Here is a 22309-nt window from a genome sequence, read left to right on the forward strand (position 1 = left end):
GCCGGCACAACGCTATAATCGAGTCATCTTTAACTGACTTTACGGGTACGCACGATGATCCGCAGCATGACAGCCTACGCCCGGCGTGAAATCAAGGGTGAATGGGGCAGCGCAGCTTGGGAGCTGCGTTCCGTTAACCAACGCTATCTTGAAACCTATATCCGCCTGCCGGAGCAGTTCCGCAGCCTGGAGCCGGTGATCCGCGAACGCATCCGCGCCCGTTTAACCCGCGGCAAGGTTGAATGCAACCTGCGTTTTGATCTGGATCCCAGCGCGCAAAGCTCACTCATTCTGAACGAGAAACTGGCAAAACAGCTGGTGGAAGCCGCCAACTGGGTGAAAATGCAAAGCGACGAAGGGGAAATCAATCCCATCGACGTGTTGCGCTGGCCGGGCGTGATGTCTGCCCAGGAACAGGATCTGGATGCCATCAGCGCCGATCTGATGCAGGCGCTGGACGGCGCCCTGGATGACTTTATCGCCGCCCGTGAAAGCGAAGGCACCGCGCTGAAAACGCTGATTGAGCAGCGGCTGGATGGCGTGCTGGCGGAAGTGGCCAAAGTGCGCGCCCAAATGCCAAACGTGATGCAGTGGCAGCGCGAACGCTTGGTAAGCAAGCTGGAAGAAGCGCAGGTTCAGTTGGAAAACACCCGCCTGGAACAAGAGCTGGTGCTGATGGCGCAACGGATCGACGTTGCCGAAGAGCTGGACCGCCTGGAAGCGCACGTAAAAGAAACGCACAACATCCTGAAAAAGAAAGAAGCCGTCGGCCGCCGCCTCGACTTCATGATGCAGGAATTCAACCGCGAATCGAACACCCTGGCGTCTAAATCGATTAATGCCGACGTCACCACCTCAGCGATTGAGCTGAAGGTGCTGATTGAGCAGATGCGCGAACAGATCCAAAATATCGAATAATTTCCACTCTGTTCCACCGACTGCCACAACGCCCTGTTTTCAGGGCGTTTTTGTATCGGCGGCCACCACATACAACCTAAACCCACTGCCGGGTGAGCAATCCCCTAGATTTACAAGTCACTACATGAGCAGCAGGCAACAAAAATTACACGCCTGAAAGTGAAGTATGCATTTGTGCAACAGCATCAGGCGGAATTCTCAGTGAAAGCCTGGACCGGGTATTGGATGCCTACGTAGTGGTGGGTATGCCTAGCTGAAACACAGGCAAACACCCTCGCCGCAGCAGATGCACCGCTAGGTAAGAAGATCACCTTGATAAGGTATCGATGACTGTTGTAAGTTTTTCTGAGCGTTTAGGTATGATTTTCTGCCAGTCATTAGCATTACCTGACGTAATGCTATATCAGCAACAAGCAACTTTGCCCGCGCTACGATACTGACGGCAGAATGTCAGTACATAGCATCTGCCGTCAGTATCTAGGTGAAACTAACAGGGGAAACCGCGAAACAGGGTAGCGCCTGTTACTCGGTAACGAAAAAAGGAGTATTAATGTGTCGTACCATCCCCCACGGGTGTTTCGCCCTAGTGGTTCTATTGGAGCATGTGGCAATAACAATCCCGAAGATGTAAAAACATTCCAACAGCTGATTATTCATGCCGGATATAACCACATCGACGGAAACCATCTTCGTGCGACAGGCCGTTGTGATCTGGAGACGCAGGCAGCGATTATCTGGTATCAACGCTTACTGAACATGTCACCTTCTGGTTTAGTTCATCCCCAGGAGATCTGGTTTTTTACCATGTTCAGCAAGGCTCTCCCGCCACAATGGAGGCCTCATACTGTTGGGCCACTACATGTATGGGAAGGTCAGGTTACTTTTGATGCGGAAGGGCAAGACTATCTCACTGCTGTAGAACCTTTTGCCCAGGCCCAACGTATGCCTAACTTCTCCCGAGTACTTCAAATGCCACCAACATACCGTTCAGGTGTAACGCTTGGTAGGGGATATGACATGAAAGAGCGTAGCCCTGGTGAGATTTATACAACGTTAAAGCATGCGGGCATCGAAGAATACAAAGCGGTAATTTGTTCTAAAGCAGCTTACTTAAAAGGCCGGCAAGCAGAAAATTTTGTAAAAGCATATGGGCGCCTGGTTGGCGAAATAACTTACGAACAGCAAATAAAACTATTCGAGATTACTTATAGTGATAAAAAACAATATGCCAGAGGTGTTTATAACAGACATATTAAAAATGTAAGCGATCCCGTCAAGTGGGAAAACATAGATCCCAAAATTGCTGAAGTTTATATAGATTCTATATACCAAGGTGTCGTATCCACTGGTGAAATGGCAAAAATCATAGCTAATGGTGCAACCAAAAGCGACATGATAAACTTTATTAAAAATGACCCTGCACAAATGGGTGATAAGCGACGATTGAATATAAGAGTAAGGGCACTACAATGATAAACATTAAGTATTTTAATTTAGTATTTCTTTCCCTCCTGATGGTGTCTCCGTCACATGGGAAGAAGACGACGGATATAACTTACAATGCGCAAATAGAAAGTTGTCAAAAAAAATACGGCGATGATAGTGATGAATGCTTTTCCGATTTAAAAGATAAGTCAGATAGTGCTGTTACTGATAATTATAATAAAAAAATAAATGAAATTAAATCATTCAACATTTCAAAATGGAAAAATGGTACAGAAGATCAAAAAAATGACATGATTAGTTTTTTTACTGATAACCAAAAAAAATGGTTATCTTATCGAAATCAATATTGTCAGATAGTTAGTACCGGTGCTCAGGATACTCACGAATATGGGGAAATATTGTTAGCATGTTTTCTCAACATGAATAATGCAAGAATAAATGAAATTAATATGATTCATCCAAGCCTGTCAGAAAATAGTCATTATGAACCATAAGACAATAATAATATTAACAGTAATGTAAACCACATAAACATAAATACGCATCAGGCGTAAAGTAAGCGTTCGGGGAACTCATATGGTGTCGATAAAATAACTTGAGTAAACAGGGGGATAGTGATTAGTTAAAGCTATTTTCAGCGTAGGACAACAGCTCGTTGATCAGGCACCTGATCTCAGTGTAGCCGCCTGCATCAGCAGCGCAATCCCCTCAGGCTAAAAACCTGCCTCAGTTATCGGTTCAGCTCTCCTTTGGCAAGTGGTTGATGAGAATTGGCGCAGGAAAGGTGCGTCAGATGACAGGTCGCGCCGGAAAGCGGTGTGGCATAAGGGTTGACGCATAGATCTGATATGCTCCCCCGCGTTTTAACCGTAGTGTTAGTCATGCCCGCTTCCGGCAATGACCAGCCCACTGTCGGCTCTGAGCGAGAAGCCGGCGTTTAGATAGTCATAGGGTGGTTAACCGCGCATGTCGAAGCCGGATTTTTGAAAATCTCTATAGACCTCCGGATTGTTGAAGGCGGGGAATTTGGCTTTATGGGCTGCTGATTTTATCGCTTCGCAATAGGCTTTGTTGCCGTTGCTGGTTGATATTTTTAAAGCCGTTCCATCCTGAGAAAATTCCATATGCAACCTGCATTTCTTCCCTTTCCAGTTTTTCGGTTCATCAAGTTTGGCATTTATTGCCTCCCTAATTGCCCGCGCTTGTGAACCCCATTTATCCTGATCATCCCAACGTCCTGAACTACAATTACCCGTTGCTGTGGTCTTATGGCAGCCGGAAGGATGTAACGGCGCGCATCCCGCGGCCAGACTGACCACAATGGTCAACATAACGATTTTCTTTACTGTTTCAGACGATCCCATTTCTTGCCCCTCAATCCATTTAAACCTCAGCAATATTGGCATATTCTTCCGTCATTCCTGCCATCTTTTCAACCACTAATTATCTACATCAATTGGATCTTTTGAATAAGCCTTCTGAATATGTAAAGGGGATAATAAAATGCGATTTATTACCTAATAATTAGCACAGGCAGTTTTTACGTCCGCTCCTGGCACTGAGTCGACCATCAGAGCGAATTGAAGCCAGACGCCAATTAAATTCCTTAACCCATGAAGCCAGATAACGACTCTACAGGCCTATAAATATCCTACTCCAAACGGGTAGTACATCGGATAGTAAACCACCGCAATCACAGACATAATCCCACCAGCCGCCACAACACCATGTTTTCATGGAATTTTTTCCATCAACGTCTACTGCTTTTTCGCGCAAGCCACGATTGACGGGCGCAGGCGGGATACCTTAGGAAGACAATCTGATCGTTAAAACGATTAAGCTGAAAGGCGTTGAAAGTTTTGACGATCAGTATGATTACTTTGAGGAAAAGCGGGAAGCGCATTGTAAAACTGGCAGACCTCGTTAAGCCGATTTTCGCTGAGGTTGGAAATCGACCACATTGATTGTACTCTGAGCCTTGCCTTGAAGGTCGTGGCAACGTGAAGTGCTGCTTGCAGCAGTGGTGTAACACTGACAATTTACTGCGCCAAAATCCTAAACAGGTTCACAAAAAAGTTTCATCAATTTTCCTCCGTCCAAGTTGGGGAGCGCCCACAATTCCAAAGCTGCTAACATTTTTCGGAAAAATATGGCTAATGAGGCCCAATGGGCTCATTAGCCATATTTGTGAAATCCTTAGCTTATTTTGTCATTTGTCAGTAAAAGGTCAGTCCTTGCAGAATTAGTTCTAAGGCAGGCCAGGCGTAACTTTAAGCATCAAATAAAAACGGTACGGCCTTGTCTCTTTAGCCGCGACGTTAGCGCGGTTTTTCTCCAGGATTTTGCAACCACGAATAGGTCTCGCCATGAAGTTATTCAAATTACTGCTCCCGGCGCTGATTGCTGGGAATTTATCTACCGTCTGGGCTGCCGAGCAAAATGTACCCTCTTATACGACGTTTCAAGTGACCGCGGATGAAGCGCTGAAAAGCAAGCTGCCGGCGGACATTATAAAACGCGGGTATATCGTGGCAGGGACGAACCCCAATACGCCGCCGACCACCTTTTTTCAGGAAGACAATAAAACGCTGGCCGGCCGCGAGATCGATCTGATGAATGCCGTCGCCGCGCGTCTCGGGGTGGCGGTTCGCTGGCAGGATACCGGCGGTTTCGACAACATTATCCCCGGCCTCAAATCTGGGCGCTACGACGTGGCGCTGGCCAACATCAACGCCACCAAAAAGCGCCTTGAACAGGTTGATTTCGTCAGCTATTACGACGCCTCGCGTCTTGGCGTGATCTCGCGTAAAGACGCCAATGTCGCACCGTTCACCTCTTTTAACGCGGTCTGCGGCGCGGAAATCGGCGCCGGCGCAGGCACCACGCAAATCGCCCGGCTCGAAGCGGCCAGCAAAGCCTGCACGGATGCCGGCAAACAGCCGATTAAAATCGCCGTCTTCCCCGATCGCCCATCCGGTGTCCAGGCGGTGGTCAGCGGCCGGGTGCCGATGTTCTTTGGCCCATATGAAGGCCTGACCTATCAGGTAAGCCAGGTGAAAGCGCTGGCGCTGAGCGGAACGATTCACGTTAATGACGCACCGGTCTCCATCGCGCTGCAGAAACAGTCGCCGCTGGAAGAGGCGATCCAGGCCTCAATCAACTCGCTGATTAAAGACGGTACGTATCAGAAGATTCTCGACAAATGGTCAATCGGGTTCGGCGCTGTCAAAGAGTCAAAACGTAACGAAGAGATTTTCGGATGAGCAGCGATACCCGCGATCGGCAGCCGGAGGCGCTGCGGATCGTCAGTAAAAGATATATCGGGCGCTGGTTCAGCGCCCTGATCGTGGTGCTGGCGCTGCTGGCTATCGCGAACTCCATGCTTCACAACCCGCGTTTTGAATGGTCGACGATCGCCGAAAACTTTACCGGGCCGTCGATACTTCAGGGCGTGCTGATGACTTTACAGCTCACGGCCATTTCGGTGATCTTCGGTTTTGCTGGCGGCACCGTGCTGGCGCTGATGCGCCTCTCCGCCAATCCGGTGCTGGTAGCCGTCAGTTGGGGGTACACCTGGTTTTTCCGCGGCGTACCGATGCTGGTTCAGCTGTTCCTCTGGTACAACATCGCTGCGCTCTACCCAACCATTTCACTCTCGCTGCCATGGGTAGGAGAAATCTGGAGCGCATCTGCCAATTCGCTCATCAGCCCGTTCAGCGCGGCGGTGATTGCGCTGGTGATGCACCAGTCGGCGTATGCGGCGGAAATCATTCGCGCCGGTATTCAGAGCGTCGGCGTCGGCCAGGTGGAAGCCGCGCGGGCGCTCGGCTACCGCCCGGCGCAGATCTTCCGCCACACCGTGTTACCGCAGGCGATGCGCGCCATCCTGCCTCCGGCCGGCAATGAGGTAATTGGTCAGTTGAAAACTACGGCGGTGGTGTCGGTAATATCGCTGCAGGACGTACTGTTTTCCGCGCAGATTATCTATCAGCGGACCTATGAAGTGATCCCGCTGCTGCTGGTCGCCACATTGTGGTATCTGCTGCTGACCTCGCTGCTTTCGGTGATTCAGTATTACGTCGAACGTTATTTCAGCCGCAGCGTCAACCGCAATCGCAAGGCAAAACGCAAATCCCGGCCGCCTACCGTCGCCGTCAGGCTTAATTCAGGAGAAACCAGCCATGGGTGAGGCGATTGAATTTCGTAAAGTCACAAAACGTTTTGCGGGAAATACAGTTCTTGATGAAATCAATCTCGATATTCCGGCCGGTTCGGTGACCGTGATCCTCGGGCCTTCCGGTTCGGGCAAATCCACGTTGCTGCGCTGCATCAACCACCTGGAAAAGCTGGACGGCGGCACGATCCGCATCGGCGGCGAACTGGTGGGCTATCAGCAAAAAGGCAATGCGCTATATGAGCTGAGCAGCCGGAAAATCGCCGAACAACGTAGCCGCACTGGCATGGTGTTCCAGCAATTTAATCTGTTTCCGCACCGTACTGTGCTGCAAAACATTACCGATGCGCCGCTGCGGGTGAAAAGACAAGACCGTCAGCAAGTTCTGAGCAGGGCCCGCGCACTACTGCAGCAGGTCGGGCTGGCCAACCGCGAGGACGACTGGCCGCAGCAGCTTTCCGGCGGGCAGCAGCAACGCGTAGCGATCGCCCGCGCGCTGGCGATGGATCCAGCGGTGATGCTATTTGATGAACCCACCTCCGCGCTGGATCCGGAGCTGGTGGGCGAAGTGCTGCAGGTGATTAAAAAGCTGGCCCATTCGGGGATAACGATGGTTATCGTCACCCACGAAATCGGTTTTGCCCGAGAAGTCGCGGACAATATCGTCTTTATGGAGGGTGGAAAAATCGTCGCCTCAGGGCCGAGCAAAACGGTGCTGGATGATGCCGAAAACGTCCGCGTCCGGGAGTTCCTGTCTACCGTTCTGTAAAAAGTAATTCACCCAGCCGTAGCAAACTATCACGGCTTTCCAGCCGGCTCAGCGCAACAATGTCTTCCCGCTGCGCGTCTGTGGCGTGAGATAAACAGGTACGAACTTTGCCCGCTAAGTCAAAAGGAATGGCCAGGCTTTGCTGGCGGGTAAAACGCTTTTGCAACCTTTCGCCACCGCGCAGAAAGATCGTGACCTGGTGAAAACGGGCCGCCGGATTCAGTTCGTCCGGCGGTGCGGTCACATCAGGGCAGCGGATAACGGTCTGCGCCAGCGCCGCAATCTCTGGATCCAGCCCCCCTTGCGAAAAGTCCGCCAGCAGGAGTGTCTCCCGTAGCAGGCTGGCGGCAATCACATATTCCAGGCTGAAGCGGGCTTCGATGCCGTTGGCCGGCTGGCGCACCGAGGCCGCAATATCGCCGCCGGGCGGGAAAGCGACTTCGATCCTTTCCACCTGTTGCTTCAGCGCCGCGACGCTTTCTCCCCGTTGCAGCCATGCCCGGCGAATAGCGCGCGCGGCATCGGCGGCGCCGTGCGTTCCGCCGCAGGTAGGCCAGGGTTTGAATTCCAGCCCAGGGTGAACAATGCGCCACGGCGCACCCCAGCCGGCAGTTAGCTTTTCCGTTTGCTGCGCGCCGGCGCAGTACGCGGCGAGAAAAGCGTCCAGCACCTTATCAGCCTGGCCGTGAAACCCCGCCAGCGCCAGCAGCGTGGCGCTCACCGCAGCCTGCGCCGCCAGGCCGACGTGGAGCGGTTTGACCGCGCTGCCAAACTGCGCCCGTAGCCCTGCGGCCTGAGTGGCGGCGATCCCCAGAATGACGGCGGTGTCCTGTTTATCAGCCCCGACCAGCCGCGCGCAGGCCGCCGCCGCTGCGATCGTGCCGAGCGTCGCGGTGCTATGAAAGCCGAGAGTGTAATGCTGCGGCCCGGCTGCCAGCCCGAGGCGCCCGGCGGCTTCCACCCCGATGGCATAAGCATTGAGAAACCGATCGCCGTCGATATCCTGTCGTTCAGCCGCCAGCGCCAGCAGCGCAGGCAGGATGACGGTAGAGGGATGGCCGCGAAAATCGGGATGAAAATCATCAAAATCCAGCGCATGACCGGCATAACCGAGCCGCAGCGCACGGCTTTGGGCATCGTCCGCCCGGAAAACCTGGCGCAAACTTTTCAGCCCGGAATCGTCGATATCCCCACGCGTCACCGGCAGCGTGACGGCGAGAAAATCCAGCAATCCCACGCGGGCCTTCTCCCGCGCGTTGGCAGAAGGCAATGTATCAACAATCAGGGCGGCCAGCGCCTGCGTTAAGGTCATAGGCTATTTTCCTGTTTCCTGCTGGCGGAGTGTCTCCAGCGCCTGCGCGCCAAGCTGCGCAAGATAGTTCGCGGTCGGGAACAGCGCGCGATCGTCAACACGGAACTCAGGATGATGCAGGGCGAAGGGGCCGCCGGAGCCGATCATAATGAACGCACCGGGGAGTTTCTGTTGGTAAAAGGCAAAGTCCTCGCCAATCGGGCTGGCCTCGACGCGGCGCGCTTCAAAGCCGGAAGCCGTGCCCTGGACGAGGGCGAAATCCACCCATCGGGCGGTATTGACCACCGAAGGCGGGCCGGGCTGCCAGTCAAGATCGATTTGCGCATCGAAGGCTTCCGCGATGCCCCGCAGCACCTGACGGAAGCGGCGTTCGATCAGTTCGCGTGTCGCCTGATTGAAGGTGCGCACCGTTCCTTCCAGCCAGGCCCTATCGGGGATCACGTTCCAGGTGCTTCCGCTGTGCACCTGGGTGATGGAGACCACGGCGTTATGGTCAGAGGGCACATTGCGGGCAATCAGCGTCTGCAATGCGCTGATAACCTGCCCGGCGATGATAATCGGATCGTTGCCTTCATGCGGCCGGGCGGCGTGGCTGCCGGTGCCGGATAGGGTGATGGCGAAACGATCCACGCCGGCGGTCAGGGCGCCGTCCTTGCTGCCGAGCGTACCAACGGGGAGCGACGGATCGTTATGGATGCCGAAAATCACGGCGGCGTCGTCCAGCGCGCCGGTGGCTATCAGCGCCGGCGCGCCATGGCCGGTCTCTTCCGCGGCCTGGAACAGGATGCGCACGGTGCCGGCAAGCGTCTCTTCCTGCGCTTTGAGTAAAATAGCCGCCCCTAACGCCGCGGAGGTATGGAAATCATGACCGCAGGCGTGCATCACCCCCGGCGTCTGCGAGGTGTAATCCACCCCGGATTTTTCTTCAATCGGCAGGGCGTCGATGTCAGCGCGCAGCACCACCACCGCACCGGGTTGGTAGCCACCAATCTCAGCGACCAGCCCGGTTTTCAGCGGCAAATTGAGGATGCGGATCTGCTGTTTTTCCAGCGTGGCTTTGATGTCCGCCGTGGTCTGAAATTCCTGATTAGAAAGTTCCGGGTGGCGATGCAGATGGTGGCGAAAATCCTGCAGGAATGTCGCCAGAGACGGGTGTTCCAAAGGGATAGCGATATCGGGCATGTCAAACTCCTGTTGGCGGCTGTCGTTCAAGCCAGCGGGCATGCTTTGATTCATCGAGAACTTTTTTCATATACAGCGTGATATGGCCTTTGCCGAGATCGGTTTGATACATCGGGACGAACCCCAGCTTGTGGTAGAAATCGCGCAGCCACGGATGGTTGATCGCGGTGCCGAGCGAATAGGCGGGCGCTTTCAGTTCCCCCAGCAGGATGGTCTGTTCCAGCCAGCTCAGCAGTTTCCCGCCAAGATTCTGTCCTTTGAACTCCGGGTGCGTGCCGAACCAACCGATATGCGGCAGGTTAAACGGCCCAGGCAGGACTCCCCACGGGAAACGCAGGGTAACCGAGGAGACCATCCGCTCGTCGTAAAACAAGGCAAATACCGCGTGGTCTGTAACGTGTTGAGTCACCTGCGCCAGATCGGCGGTGGCGGCATCAAAATGAATGCCCAGCGTCTTAATCGGCGCATAGGCGGCAAGCATCAGCGCCAGATAATCATGCCTGTCGTCCAGCGTCAGCCGGCGGAAATGGTGGGTCATAACGCGTGCGTCTCCGGTGGAAATAAATGCCCGGACCGTTCGGCAAATCGGATAACGTCATCGACCTTCTGCGGCGCACAGCCGATATAGTTTGCCGGGTCCAGCCAGCTTTGCAGGTCCTCTTCGCTGATACTGGCGGCCAGAACAGGATGGGCGAGCAGGACGGTTTTAAAAGATAACTGCTGTTCAAAGGCCTGCATGGCGCAGTCGTAAACCAGGCGATGGGCGCTCTGCTTGCCGAGTTTTTTACCGACCTCAAACATCACTTTTTCGGATAACAGCAGGCCGTCCTGTATCTGCAGATTGGCCGCCATCCGGGCTTTGTTCACCGTCAGTCCAGATAAAATGGCATGGGCATTTTGCAACTGCGCCGAGAGATAAACAGAGATTTCCGGCAACGCAACCCACTCGGCACGCCAGCTCATCGCATCCCGCTCGTGCTCAACGTGCATGGACTGATGGATCAGGGCCACGCTGTGCAGCAGCGGAGCGGTCAGGCTGGCCAACCCCTCAATCGCCGCTGGATTACGCTTGTGCGGCATGGTCGTCGAACCGATTTTACCGGCGCTGAACGGCTCCTCAATCTCGTTAATTTCGGTACGCATCAGGTTATACAGTTCGTTACCGATTTTGCCCAAGGTGCCGCTGATAAGCGCCGCCAGCGAAGCATATTCCGAAAAGCGGTCACGGGCGGACTGCCAGCTGATGGTCGGCGAATTGAGGTTCAGGCGCGTCAACGCTCGGCGCTCAACTTCGGGGCCGATCTCGCCAAGCGCAGCGTATGTGCCTATGGCGCCGCTAAGATTGCCGGTTTGTAGCCGGGGCCTGATGGCCGCAAGGCGATCGAGATGGCGGATAAACTCATCCAGCCACACCGCGGCCTTAAAGCCAAATGTCGTGGGCAGCGCCTGCATACCATGCGTGCGCCCGGCCATCAGCGTGTATTGGTGTTCGTGGGCCAGTTTTTTCAGCGCGTTAGCCACCGCGATGCTATCGCGCGCCACAACGTCCAGAGTTTGTTTAAGCTGTAAAACGGTGGCAGTATCGACGATATCCTGTGTCGTGACGCCATAATGGATGTATTCGCCGGCGGCGCCGCACTGCTGCTGTAGCGCGGTCAAGACCGGCATCAGCGAATGTTTCATCTGCGTGCCGGAGGCAGCGATCTCTTCAATGTTGAGCTTGTCGGCGTCAGCCAGTTCACCAATAGAGAGGGCTGCCTGCTCAGGGATTACGCCAAGCTCACCTTCGGCTAATGCCAGCGCCACCTCAACGTGTATTTGCTGGGCCAGACGGTTTTTCTCTGACCAGATTTCCCGCATTTCCGCGGTACCAAAATTATTACCCAGTAAAAGAAAATCTATTGGATGTGCCGCCATAATAATCTCGTTATTTAAAGGGATAATTAACTTTTTAACAATAAGCATTACCGCCTGAATATTTTCATTGCCAGGTGGCTAGGTATTGTTAAATTAAATTAGCCCTATTCAGGCATATCATTTCTTTGATCCTGCGCATAATGCAAGATTTTTAATTGGGATAGCTAAATTTCTTCTATCCTATTGCGAATTAGTGAATAAGGATTGCGAATCAGCGCTTTGTTTCTTTTTTTCATTCTCGTACGATGGAGGAATAACCCTTTAAATATATCCAGGTACCCATTTCTCATTTATTCCGGGAGAAGTGCTGGAAAAAGTGCGATATACCCTTTTTTTACCGGAAAACAGGCTATTAACGTGTTCGCTATTAAATCACCGCAAAACTATCATCACCAGCCCGGGCTGTGCGCCCGCGTGGGGGAACTTCTCCACAAGCATGCGACCGACATCGCGATAATCACCAGTCCACAGGCATGGAAAGCGGTTAATCCGCAGCTGGAGAACAGCCTGCGTGACGCAGGGATCGTCTGGCAGACGAATTTTCTGACCACGGAATGCACCGATACGGCGATTATGACGAACCTGGCCAGCGTTCGCAGACAAAACGCGACGCTTGTACTGGGGATTGGCGGCGGACGGGTACTCGATTGCAGCAAAGCCATCGCCAGCCAGCTGGCGGATGTCGCGCTAGTGACGCTACCGACGGTAGCCGCGACCTGCGCGGCCTGGTCGCCGATCAGTATTATCTATAACGAGCACGGCGGGCACGTCCGCAGCCAATCGCTGTCGCTGATGCCACTGATGGTACTGGTCGATAGCGAAGTGATTGCGCATAGCGACGCGCGTTATCTCAGAGCGGGGATCGTCGATGCGCTGGCTAAATGGTATGAATTCCGTCCGTACCAGCAGAAAAGCGACGACAGCCTGGCGCTCAATCTGAAAGTACAAGCGGCGCGGCTGGCGGTGGATATCTTCGAAAAGTACGGCGAGCAGGCGGTAAGGGACAATGAGCGCCAGGAGGTCACCCCGGCGCTGATCAAAACGATCGATGCCAATATTGCGATCGCCGGGATGGCGAACAGTATGCGCGATGAGAACCCGGCGCCGGGCGTGGCGCACGCGATCCACAACCGCTTGACCCATCAGCCGGAACTGCACGGCTGGCTGCACGGTGAGAAAGTCGGTTTCGGCCTGCTGGTCCAGTCCCTGCTGGAAAGCCGCGACGGTCAGCCGGAAGCGGAACTGCTGGCGTTGCTCCGTCGCTACGGGGCGCCGCTGGCGCTGCCCGATATAGGGGGCAGCCGCGCGGAAGCCCTTGCCGTCATTGCCCGCGAAGTGAAGTTTCCGGCGAAAGCGGCGCTGAATCTGCCATTCTCCACCGCGGCTGTAGATCTCGAACATGCGCTGCTGACGATCGAAAAAAACACTTTTTGAGAAGGAGAGACGATGAGCCACCCCACTTCCCGGCAGTTGCGCCTTGGCTTGTTCGTACAGCCGCTCGGCCACCACGTCAGCGGCTGGCGCTTAACCGATACGCTGGGATCGCCGACCGACATTGAATGGCTGACGTGGATCGCGAAAAAGGCCGAAGAAGGCAAGTTCGATATGTTCTTTATCGGCGATGCGCTGGCGACCAGCGTGTACCGTCTACCGTCTACCATGGCGCGCCTTGAACCGCTGACGCTGCTGGCGGCGCTGGCGGTGCAGACGCGCCATATCGGTCTTGCCGCGACGGCCTCCACCACGTTCAGCGATCCGTTTAATCTGGCGCGTAGCTTTTCATCCCTCGACCATATCAGCCACGGCCGCGCCGCGTGGAACGTGGTGACCTCCTTTTCCACCGACGTGGCGCGTAATTTCAGTCGGGAAAATATGCCAATGCACGCCGAGCGCTACGCGGTAGCGCATGAATTCCTCGAGGTAGCCTTCAAATTGTGGGAGGGATGGCAGGAAGGGGCGGTGCAGCCGGATAGGGAGAGCGGGCGCTATTTTGTGGACGAGAAGATTCAGCCGGTGAACCACCGAGGCAAATATTTCCAGGTGCAGGGGCCGCTGAATATTACGCGTTCCCCACAGGGGCGACCGGTGATTATCGAAGCCGGCTCCTCCGCCGACGGGCAGAAACTGGCGGCGCGAACGGCCGAAGTGGTCTTTACCGCCGCCGCCACCCTAGAAGAAGCGCAAGCGTTTTACCGTTCGCAGAAACAGCAGGTGCAGGAGGCGGGGCGCAATCCGGATCATGTGCTTATCCTGCCGGGGGTGATGCCTATTGTCGGCCGCACGCGAGAAGAAGCGCGCGCGACGTGGCGCGAGCTGAATAGCCTGGTGGATATCGATAACGGCATTTGTCAGCTTTCCACCCGCTTCAATATGGATCTCAGCCAGTTCCCGCTCGACGGCCCAGTGCCGGAAGTGCCGGCGGGGGAAGGGAATCAAAGCCGGGTGAAACTGCTGACCGATCTGGCGTATCGCGAAAATCTGACCCTGCGCGAGCTGGCGGCGATTGCGGCCGGTTCACGGGGCCACCGCGTGCTGGTGGGAACCGCGGAGGATATCGCCGATGATTTCCAGCACTGGCTGGAACAAAGCGGCGCGGACGGTTTCAATATTATGCCTGCCTTTATGCCGGAGCAGCTTTCCCTATTTGTTGAGCTTGTGCTCCCCGAACTGAGGCACCGCGGCCTGTTCCGCGATGAGTATGAGTTCACCACGCTACGCGAAAATCTGGGCCTGCCGGCGATCGGCCCGCAAGGATAACAGGATGACCATTTCTCTCTCACAGCGCGTGCAGCGCGTTTCGCTTTCGGCCAATGCGGCGGCGAAACAACGCACCAACGATCTAAAAAAAGCGGGGGTCGATATTCTCGATCTCACCACCGGCGAACCGGATTTCGATACGCCAGAACATATTAAGCAGGCGGCATATGAAGCCATCGCCCGCGGGGAAACCAAATACACGGCAACCCAAGGGACCCGGGCGCTGCTGGAAGCGGTGCGCAATAAGCTGCAGCAGGAAAACCAACTGCGCTTCGGGGTAGAGAACCTCATCATCGCCAACGGCGCCAAGCAGGTTATCTTTAATGCCTTTGCGGCCACGCTGAACGACGGCGATGAAGTGATTGTGCCGGCCCCATACTGGCCGACCTTTCCGGACAGCGTGCGCTTTAACGGCGGCACACCGGTGCTGGTGGAGTGTCATCTGGAGCAAGGCTACAAACTGCAGCCGGCGCAGTTAGCGGCAAGCATTACGCCACGCACGCGCTGGCTGGTGCTCAACCATCCCGGCAATCCGGACGGCGCGGTCTACTCCGCGGCAGAGTTAACCGCGCTGGCGGATGTGCTGCGACAACACCCGCAGGTGCTGGTGATGCTCGACGATCTCTACGAGCATATTCTTTTCGACGGCCGCGAGCGGCGTAATTTACTTAACGTCGCCGCCGATTTGCAGGACCGAACTTTGCTGGTGGGTGGCGTCTCGAAAACCTATGCCATGACCGGCTGGCGCATTGGCTTCGGTGCCGGGCCACGAGCGCTTATTACCGCGATGACCGTTGTCCAGTCGCAGATCAGCTCCGGCGCCAGTTCGGTCAGCCAGGCCGCGGCGCTGGCCGCCTGGCGTGGCGAGCTGAATTTCCTTGCGCCGCAGGTGGCAACCTATCAACACCGTCGTGATGAGTTGGTCAGTATTCTTGCCGGTATCGATGGCCTTGAGCTGGCGCCGCCGCAGGGCGGGTTTTTCGTCTTCACCCGTTGCGCCGGGCTTATCGGGCGCTACCGTCCTGACGGGGCGAAAATTGAGCATGAAACCGATGTCTTGGATTACCTGCGGGAAAACGGGGTCTCGGGGGTGGCAGGCAGCGCCTACGGGCTATCGCCCTACTTCCGCCTGTCGATTGCCACGGATACCGCCACCGTGATTGAGGCAGGACGACGGATTGCGGCGGCATGTGCGCAACTAAGACTGTAAAATCCGACGATAGCGGTTTGTTATACTGCCGAATATTTACACAGCGCTGTTAGTCACCTAGATCGCCGGGAAGATCGGTCATCCCCAGCCCGATAACCGCCTTCTCATGGGGCAATTATTGAGCACTCTTTTTTACCGAGTGCAAAACCGCACACACGATGAAAGCGTTTCAGATGTTTTTGAACTTGCCGCCACTTACTGGGTTGCTATCGCCCGTGGGCACATTTTTAATGATGGAAATAAGCGCACGGCATTTTTTGTTACCATGACTTTTCTCTACAGCAACGATATCAGGATCCGTGATACTGACAACACGCTGGAAAACTTAACGGTAGAGGCTGCGACGGGAGAGAAAACCGTTGGCCAATTAGCGCAACACCTACGAAATTTGGTGGAGCAAACTAACTGAATTCGTTGAACACTGTTCTACCTCTGTGATCATCAAACTACGGGCTGAGGAAGACATTTTGGGAATCATAGATAAAACGACATATACACTACAATGTCCGAATTGTGTGATAGTAGAAACTCTGCCAATACTAGGCTGTGTCCCGTAACTGTTTTTTGTACCATTGAACTGTTTAGTCCCGGTATTTAATGGAGCGGCTCCCATTGGCAAAGTGGGCGATCTTTCCAGCATTTTCATACCGAATGGGAAGGAGGCGGCCTTATCGAACCTTCGCTTAAAGTTGCGAAGTGTAAAGTATGCCAACAGCCTGCAGTTGTTAGTTTGTCTTATTGAATCGATTTTTTAAAACAACACTAACAAGAGCTGATGGACAATTTCGCCCCAACTCATTGAACACATTCGTTTCTCGTGTACTTATGTGTGTACTTAATAGAAAGAAATATTAATAAAAATACAATAAAATCAAAATATTTAAGCACTTACTCCACATTCAGATCTACCACCGACTGCCACAACGCCCTGTTTTCAGGGCGTTTTTGTTATTACCTCCTCTGGCAGGATGGTTGACACCCCATACTGAAAATCTCTATGGGGGCAACGGAGCCTGTTATGAAACGCTATTCACCGGAACGTAAAGCCGCCGTTTTGGCCAAATTACTGCCGCCCTACAACATGACCGTTACCGCACTTGCACAACAGGAAGGGATATCGGAAGCTACCCTTTATCATTGGCGAACCCAGGCCAGGCAGGAGGGAAAACCGGTGCCCGGAGCTAACAAAACCACCGACCTTTGGTCGACAGAAGCGCGCTTTGCGGTCATCGTCGAAACCGCCACACTCAGTGAAGCCGAACTGAGTGAATACTGCCGTCGCAAAGGCCTTTATCCTGAACAAATCGCCCAGTGGAAACAGGCTTTTCTCCAGACGCCACAAGCTGATACCCGCCAGTCGCAAAAGCAGGCCCAAAAGAAAATCAAAGGGCTGGAGCGCGAATTGGCGCGCAAAGAAAAGGCCCTGGCCGAGGCGGCAGCGTTGCTGGTCTTGCGAAAAAAGCTGAATCACTATTACGGTGTGGAGGACGAGGACGGCTGACCCCTGCGCATGAACGCACGCAGCTTATCCAATGGACAGGTGAAGCCATGCGCGCCGGCGCACGTCTGCTCTCCGCTTGCCGGGAAGTGGGGGTCAGCCTGAGCACCTGGCGGCGCTGGCGCGGCCTGGCTGAAGACCGTCGCCCCACGGCAGCGCGTCCGGTACCAGCCAATAAACTGATGGCTGAGGAAGAGCGCCAGATAATCGCGGTATGTAACGAGCCGGAATATGCCAGCTTGCCACCGGCACAGATCGTGCCACGGCTGGCGGACAAGGGCATCTACCAGGCCAGTGAGTCGACGTTTTATCGGGTGCTCCGGCGACACGGGCAGGTACATCATCAAGGCCGCAGCCGGGCACCGCTGAAAGTGAAGAAACCGACCAGCTATCAGGCTCTCGGGCCACGTCAGGTGTGGACGTGGGACGTCACCTGGTTAGCCTCACGGGTTCGTGGCCGCTATTTTTATCTGTATCTGATAGAAGATATTTTTAGCCGAAAAATCGTCGGTTATGAGGTTCATGAAGAGGAAAACGGCGAGCAGGCCGCCGTGCTCCTGCACCGCACGGTATTACGTGAAGGGTGCTACCGATATCCGTTAGTGCCGCATGCCGACAATGGTGCGCCAATGAAATCCCAGACGTTGAAAGCGAAACTGGAAGAACTGAATATCACCGGCTCGCACAGTCGCCCACGAGTCAGCAACGATAATCCCTATGTGGAGTCGCTGTTCAGGACGCTAAAATATGTTCCGGCATGGCCGTCATCAGGCTTCCTGGATCTGGATGAAGCGCGGCGTTGGGTCGAGGCGTTCAGGCAGTGGTATAACGAAGAGCACCGGCATAGCGCCATCGGTTATGTGACCCCGGACCAACGGCATCAAGGGGAAGATATAAGCCTGCTGGCAAAACGAAAAGCCTTATATGAGACGGCTCAAAAAGCCCGACCGGAACGATGGTCAACCTCATGCCGTCAATGGCAGCGAGTCGAGGTGGTGATGTTGAATCCGGAGAAGCCAGAAACTGGGCTGAAAACGGCAGCATAAAAACGAATAAGGGTGTCAACTTCGTTGACAGCTACCGTGCTGGTTATCAGTTGGCCACCGGACAAACGTTAGTCATAAATGGTCGCTGCGACACAGCCACCACCGAGGCAATACGCTGGTATCAGCGCCTGTTAAACATGTCACCGAATGGCCTGATTCAGCCTACTGATACTTGGTTTATGCAGGCGCTTAACGAAGCCAGCGCTCCACACTGGCGGCCAAAACACAGCGGCGGGCCATTGCGGGTTCAGCAAGGCCAAATCACGTTCGATGCAGAGGGCGTGGACTATATCACCGCTGTGGCGCCATTCCGCCAGAAGCGCTATCCCAATTTTTCTCGGATATTGCAGTGGCCGCCTACGAACTCTTCAGGGGTAACACTTGGTCGCGGTTACGATATGGGGAACCGTAGCAGTGGCGAGATTTTTACCACTCTCAAGCAAGCGGGCATTGAGGAATATAAAGCTGCAATATGTTCGAAAGCAGCGCACCTAAAAGGGCGCCAAGCAGAACAATTCGTGAAAGTCTATGGCCCTCTTGTAGGTGAAATCACTCACGAGCAACAAATCCGTTTGTTTGAACTTGCCTATCAGGTAAAACTCAATGAAGCACGAAACCTCTACGGGCGAATATCCCACACCATCCCAAACGCGCCTGCCTGGGAACAGCTAGACCAAAAAATCAGGGACGTAATAATCGATATTTTTTATCAAGGCGTGCACAATGCCAGAGCGCTGTTTCAAGCCTCTATTGAGGGAAAGAATGCCCTGATTGCTCATATCAGAAACACCCCCACCTACATGTCATTTGAAAGCCACAGAAACAGAATAAGGTATCTTCAGTGAAAAAAGTCCTCATCATCCTTAGCGCCCTGATGGCACCTATAGCGGCACATGCAGAGCTTTCCACTGGGCCGGAGCGCGACGCCTGTTTTAAACAAAATGAAAGCATCCCTGCTGCCTATAACTGCTTGTCGGCCCAAAAAGACGCCAGCAGCAAAAAGCTGGATGCGCTCATAGCCGAAACCGTTAAGCGCATCAAGGCCAACAATGTTGGCCCCTTCAATGGCAAAGAAGACAGCCCGGAAACAGCCGGCAACGTATACAGCCGCCGTTTTCTGGATGCGCAAAAAAAATGGAAAGCCTACCGGGATGAACTCTGCCTGTCTGTGGCTACTGAACTGGACGAAGATTCCTACGATTATCAGTCCTACATTGATCAGTGCCAGATAAACCTGAACAGAAATCATGCCAACGAAATAGCACAAATGGGGTTGCCGCCAGCAAACTAATACTCTCATCGCCAGTGCGGTGCCCAATTCCCGCTGGCGGCTTAACGCCAGCCTCCCATCCTGAAAACCGCCGGGCCTTGCCCTTTCGAAGCGGATTGCTCCCTAGTCTTAATAATCTCGCCTGACCGCCGTGAGAATAGAATTCACCGTCATTATTGAATAGAGTGTGTACTTTTGGTTGTACTCTGTTCCCCGCAGCCTTAGCGCAAGCGAGGAAAAATTCATCGACATGAAAGGATACTTTTCTGGCATGAACCGCAGACGTTTTATCCAAGCTTCCTTCGCCCTTGCCGCTACCTGCGGAACTCCCACACTCGCAACCCTGTTTACCCGCTCGGCCTGGGGCCAAGACGGCATTGCCGATGGCCGCGCCACGGCCTTTGATTTTTCCACACTTCAGAACATGGCCCGCGAGCTGGCGCAAAAACCATGGAGCGGCGCAGCGAAGCCGGTGCCGACGGCGCTGGCTAGCCTGACGCCCCAGGCTTATAACAGCATCCAGTACGACGCCGGCCACTCTCTGTGGAACGGCATCGATAGCCGCCAACTGGACGTGCAATTCTTCCACGTCGGCATGGGGTTCCAGCGCCGGGTGCGGATGTACTCCCTCGATCCGAAAACCCGCCAGGCGCAGGAAATCCACTTCCGCCCAGAGTTGTTCAACTACCACGACGCCGGCATTGATACCCACCAGTTGGAGGGGCAGTCCGATCTGGGGTTCGCGGGTTTTAAAGTGTTTAAATCGCCTGAGCTGTTTCGCCGCGACGTGCTCTCCTTCCTTGGTGCCAGCTACTTCCGCGCGGTAGACGAGACTGGGCAGTACGGTTTGTCTGCGCGCGGGCTGGCGGTTGATACGTACACCAACACCCAAGAGGAATTCCCGGATTTCACCGCCTTCTGGTTTGAAACGCCGAAAGCCAGCGACACCACGTTTGTGGTCTATGCGTTGCTAGACAGCCCCAGCATCGCCGGCGCGTACAAATTCACCATCCATTGCGAAGCCAAACGGGTGGTGATGGACATCGAAAACCATCTGTACACCCGCAAGGATATTCAGCAGTTGGGCGTGGCGCCGATGACCAGCATGTTTAGTTGCGGCACCAACGAACGGCGGATGTGCGATACCATTCATCCGCAAATCCATGATTCCGATCGCCTGGCCATGTGGCGCGGCAACGGCGAATGGATCTGCCGGCCGCTGAATAACCCGCAGCGCCTCCAGTTCAATGCGTTTGCTGATGACAATCCGAAAGGGTTCGGCCTGTTGCAGTTGGATCACGATTTCAACAGCTATCAGGACGTGATGGGCTGGTACAATAAACGCCCGAGCCTGTGGGTGGAGCCGCGCAACAACTGGGGCAAAGGCTCAGTTTCGCTGATGGAGATCCCCACCACCGGCGAGACACTGGATAACATCGTCTGTTTCTGGCAGCCGGAAAACCCCGTCAAGGCAGGCGACACCCTCAATTTCCAATATCGCCTGTACTGGAGCGGCCTGCCGCCGGTGCACACGCCGCTGGCGCGAGTCTACGCCACCCGTACCGGCATGGGCAGCTTCCCGGAAGGCTGGGCGCCGGGCGAACATTTCCCGCAGCAATGGTCGCGCCGTTTCGCCATTGATTTTATCGGCGGCGATTTGAAAGCCGCGGCGCCGAAGGGAATTGAACCGGTAATTACCCTTTCCAGCGGCGAAGCGAAACAGATCGAGATCCTGTACGTAGAGCCGTTCGACGGTTACCGCATCCTGTTCGACTGGTACCCAACCTCAGACGCCACCGATCCGGTGGAGATGCGCATGTTCCTGCGCTGCCAGGGAGAGGCCATCAGCGAAACCTGGCTGTATCAGTATTTCCCGCCGGCCTCGGATAAGCGCAAATACATAGACGATCGCCAAATGCGATAGAAAAATGCGGCACAGAGCGCCCTTTGTGCCGCATTCCCTTCTTCCAACCACCAGCCGCGCTTCACTCACACACGGAAATATCCACGTTTTCTTTTTTTAAGGTATTGAGTATGTGATCCGCGGGCAGGCTGTCCGTGACGATACGATCAATGGCCTGCCAGGAGGCGTAATTGGAAGGAAATACCATATCGAATTTTGAGTGGTCCACCACAATCATGCTCTTGTTTGATCGTTGAATCATGGTGTTATAAATCATACCGCAATCAATTAACGCTTCACTTGGCCCGCCATCCGTCACACCGCTGGCCCCGATGATGGCATAATCTGCCGAGTACTGGTGCAGGAAGTTCAGTGTTTGCGCGCCCGCCATGGCCCCTTCGGAAGCGATGTAATCTCCCGGCGCCACGATAACCCTGATCGTAGGGTTCATCGACAGCACGGTGGCGACACCGAACGAGTGGGTGATCACCGTGATATCCCGCAGATCGGTCGCCATACGCCTGGCCACGTGCACCGTCGTCGCCCCCGAACCAATCATAAACATTTTGCCATCGCTCAGATGCCGCACCGCTTCCCGGGCAATGTGTTCACGCTCTTGAGTAAACAGACGGTGGCGTTCTGTCACGGTAGGTTCGGTGTTCATTGCCCGCACGGCGCCGCCATAGGTGCGGTTCAATAAACCTTTTTGAGTGAGTTCATCCAGATCGCGCCGAATCGTTTCTGTAGAAACCTGATGAGCCCGCGCCAGATCGACAATACGTAAGCTGGGAGACTCACTGATTTCACTCAGTATGTTCTGCTGACGTACTGTTTTTCTTTTTGACATTAACTGCCACCTCTCCTGAAAGAACATCACCGGTGCCCCAGTATATCTGGCTGGGCGGTG

Annotated in this window: 20 protein-coding genes; 14 read left to right on the forward strand and 6 right to left on the reverse strand. The window is 54.5% G+C overall.

Translation table 11 applies throughout. The features are described 5' to 3' along the window. The first annotated feature begins 54 nt into the window (after positions 1 to 54). The 3 genes from AC559G_RS10760 (at position 55) to AC559G_RS10770 (ending at position 2858) form a co-directional block, all read left to right on the forward strand. Positions 55 to 918: a YicC family protein gene (locus AC559G_RS10760; RefSeq protein ID WP_498912546.1), complete on the forward strand. Its 864-nt coding sequence runs from the start codon at positions 55 to 57 to the stop codon at positions 916 to 918. Between the two features lie 552 nt (positions 919 to 1470). Next, positions 1471 to 2391 (forward strand): DUF8812 domain-containing protein, encoded by a 921-nt coding sequence (locus AC559G_RS10765; protein ID WP_498912547.1) that lies wholly within the window; start codon positions 1471 to 1473, stop codon positions 2389 to 2391. Further along, the gene (locus AC559G_RS10770; RefSeq protein ID WP_498912548.1) at positions 2388 to 2858 is read left to right on the forward strand and encodes a lysozyme inhibitor LprI family protein; all 471 of its coding nucleotides are present in this window, start codon (positions 2388 to 2390) and stop codon (positions 2856 to 2858) included. Before AC559G_RS10765 ends, AC559G_RS10770 begins: the two co-directional genes overlap by 4 nt. A gap of 462 nt (positions 2859 to 3320) precedes the next feature. Here the strand turns inward: AC559G_RS10770 and AC559G_RS10775 are convergent, their stop codons facing one another. After that, positions 3321 to 3764 carry a cell envelope integrity TolA C-terminal domain-containing protein gene (locus tag AC559G_RS10775; RefSeq protein ID WP_498912587.1) on the reverse strand — a complete coding sequence of 148 codons (444 nt, stop codon included), beginning with the start codon at positions 3762 to 3764 and terminating at the stop codon, positions 3321 to 3323. Positions 3765 to 4730: 966 nt separating this feature from the next. On the opposite strand from AC559G_RS10775, the gene AC559G_RS10780 reads away from it, so the two are divergent. From AC559G_RS10780 to AC559G_RS10790, 3 genes are read left to right on the forward strand one after another with little or no spacing between them, the layout of a single operon-like run. After that, positions 4731 to 5627: an ABC transporter substrate-binding protein gene (locus tag AC559G_RS10780; protein WP_261154475.1), complete on the forward strand. Its 897-nt coding sequence runs from the start codon at positions 4731 to 4733 to the stop codon at positions 5625 to 5627. Beyond that, positions 5624 to 6553 (forward strand): amino acid ABC transporter permease, encoded by a 930-nt coding sequence (locus AC559G_RS10785; protein ID WP_261154474.1) that lies wholly within the window; start codon positions 5624 to 5626, stop codon positions 6551 to 6553. Before AC559G_RS10780 ends, AC559G_RS10785 begins: the two co-directional genes overlap by 4 nt. Next, the gene (locus AC559G_RS10790; RefSeq protein WP_498912549.1) at positions 6546 to 7307 is read left to right on the forward strand and encodes an amino acid ABC transporter ATP-binding protein; all 762 of its coding nucleotides are present in this window, start codon (positions 6546 to 6548) and stop codon (positions 7305 to 7307) included. Before AC559G_RS10785 ends, AC559G_RS10790 begins: the two co-directional genes overlap by 8 nt. Here the strand turns inward: AC559G_RS10790 and AC559G_RS10795 are convergent. Genes AC559G_RS10795 through purB form a run of 4 tightly spaced genes read right to left on the reverse strand, consistent with a single transcriptional unit; the run spans position 7294 to position 11718 of the window. After that, entirely contained in the window at positions 7294 to 8619 is a 1326-nt protein-coding gene (locus tag AC559G_RS10795) for an MmgE/PrpD family protein (RefSeq protein WP_498912550.1), read from the reverse strand. The two genes, AC559G_RS10790 and AC559G_RS10795, sit on opposite strands and share 14 nt — an antisense overlap. A 3-nt stretch (positions 8620 to 8622) precedes the next feature. Continuing rightward, on the reverse strand, positions 8623 to 9801 hold the full coding sequence (locus AC559G_RS10800; RefSeq protein ID WP_498912551.1) for a zinc-binding metallopeptidase family protein: 1179 nt from the start codon (positions 9799 to 9801) through the stop codon (positions 8623 to 8625). A 1-nt stretch (position 9802) separates the two neighbouring features. Continuing rightward, complete coding sequence (locus AC559G_RS10805; RefSeq protein ID WP_498912552.1) at positions 9803 to 10339, reverse strand: GNAT family N-acetyltransferase; 537 nt, start codon at positions 10337 to 10339, stop codon at positions 9803 to 9805. Beyond that, positions 10336 to 11718: an adenylosuccinate lyase gene (purB, locus tag AC559G_RS10810; RefSeq protein WP_498912553.1), complete on the reverse strand. Its 1383-nt coding sequence runs from the start codon at positions 11716 to 11718 to the stop codon at positions 10336 to 10338. The genes AC559G_RS10805 and purB overlap by 4 nt, the downstream gene beginning before the upstream one ends. A gap of 357 nt (positions 11719 to 12075) precedes the next feature. On the opposite strand from purB, the gene AC559G_RS10815 reads away from it, so the two are divergent. The 8 genes from AC559G_RS10815 (at position 12076) to AC559G_RS10850 (ending at position 21423) form a co-directional block, all read left to right on the forward strand. Continuing rightward, on the forward strand, positions 12076 to 13152 hold the full coding sequence (locus AC559G_RS10815) for an iron-containing alcohol dehydrogenase family protein (RefSeq protein WP_498912554.1): 1077 nt from the start codon (positions 12076 to 12078) through the stop codon (positions 13150 to 13152). A 12-nt stretch (positions 13153 to 13164) separates the two neighbouring features. Further along, positions 13165 to 14475 (forward strand): LLM class flavin-dependent oxidoreductase, encoded by a 1311-nt coding sequence (locus tag AC559G_RS10820; RefSeq protein ID WP_498912555.1) that lies wholly within the window; start codon positions 13165 to 13167, stop codon positions 14473 to 14475. Between the two features lie 4 nt (positions 14476 to 14479). After that, positions 14480 to 15685, forward strand: coding sequence for an aminotransferase class I/II-fold pyridoxal phosphate-dependent enzyme (locus tag AC559G_RS10825; protein ID WP_498912556.1), 1206 nt, complete (start codon positions 14480 to 14482; stop codon positions 15683 to 15685). Positions 15686 to 15758: 73 nt separating this feature from the next. Then, a complete protein-coding gene (locus AC559G_RS10830; protein ID WP_498912588.1) occupies positions 15759 to 16094 on the forward strand; it encodes a type II toxin-antitoxin system death-on-curing family toxin in 336 nt (111 codons plus the stop codon). A 609-nt stretch (positions 16095 to 16703) separates the two neighbouring features. After that, positions 16704 to 18229, forward strand: a protein-coding gene (locus AC559G_RS10835) for an IS3 family transposase (RefSeq protein ID WP_498912557.1) whose coding sequence is annotated in 2 segments (ribosomal slippage) — positions 16704 to 17139 and positions 17139 to 18229 — 1527 coding nt in all. Because the reading frame shifts where the segments join, the coding sequence is not laid out codon by codon here. After that, on the forward strand, positions 18151 to 19074 hold the full coding sequence (locus tag AC559G_RS10840) for a DUF8812 domain-containing protein (RefSeq protein ID WP_498912558.1): 924 nt from the start codon (positions 18151 to 18153) through the stop codon (positions 19072 to 19074). The genes AC559G_RS10835 and AC559G_RS10840 overlap by 79 nt, the downstream gene beginning before the upstream one ends. Further along, positions 19071 to 19520 carry a lysozyme inhibitor LprI family protein gene (locus AC559G_RS10845; protein ID WP_498912559.1) on the forward strand — a complete coding sequence of 150 codons (450 nt, stop codon included), beginning with the start codon at positions 19071 to 19073 and terminating at the stop codon, positions 19518 to 19520. The genes AC559G_RS10840 and AC559G_RS10845 overlap by 4 nt, the downstream gene beginning before the upstream one ends. Positions 19521 to 19770: 250 nt before the next feature. Beyond that, positions 19771 to 21423: a glucan biosynthesis protein D gene (locus AC559G_RS10850; protein WP_498912560.1), complete on the forward strand. Its 1653-nt coding sequence runs from the start codon at positions 19771 to 19773 to the stop codon at positions 21421 to 21423. A 61-nt stretch (positions 21424 to 21484) separates the two neighbouring features. Here the strand turns inward: AC559G_RS10850 and AC559G_RS10855 are convergent, their stop codons facing one another. Further along, complete coding sequence (locus tag AC559G_RS10855) at positions 21485 to 22249, reverse strand: DeoR/GlpR family DNA-binding transcription regulator (RefSeq protein WP_498912561.1); 765 nt, start codon at positions 22247 to 22249, stop codon at positions 21485 to 21487. Positions 22250 to 22309 lie beyond the last annotated feature (60 nt).

The organism is Gibbsiella greigii, from assembly GCF_039540155.1.
GTDB classification, from domain to species: Bacteria; Pseudomonadota; Gammaproteobacteria; order Enterobacterales; family Enterobacteriaceae; genus Gibbsiella; species Gibbsiella quercinecans.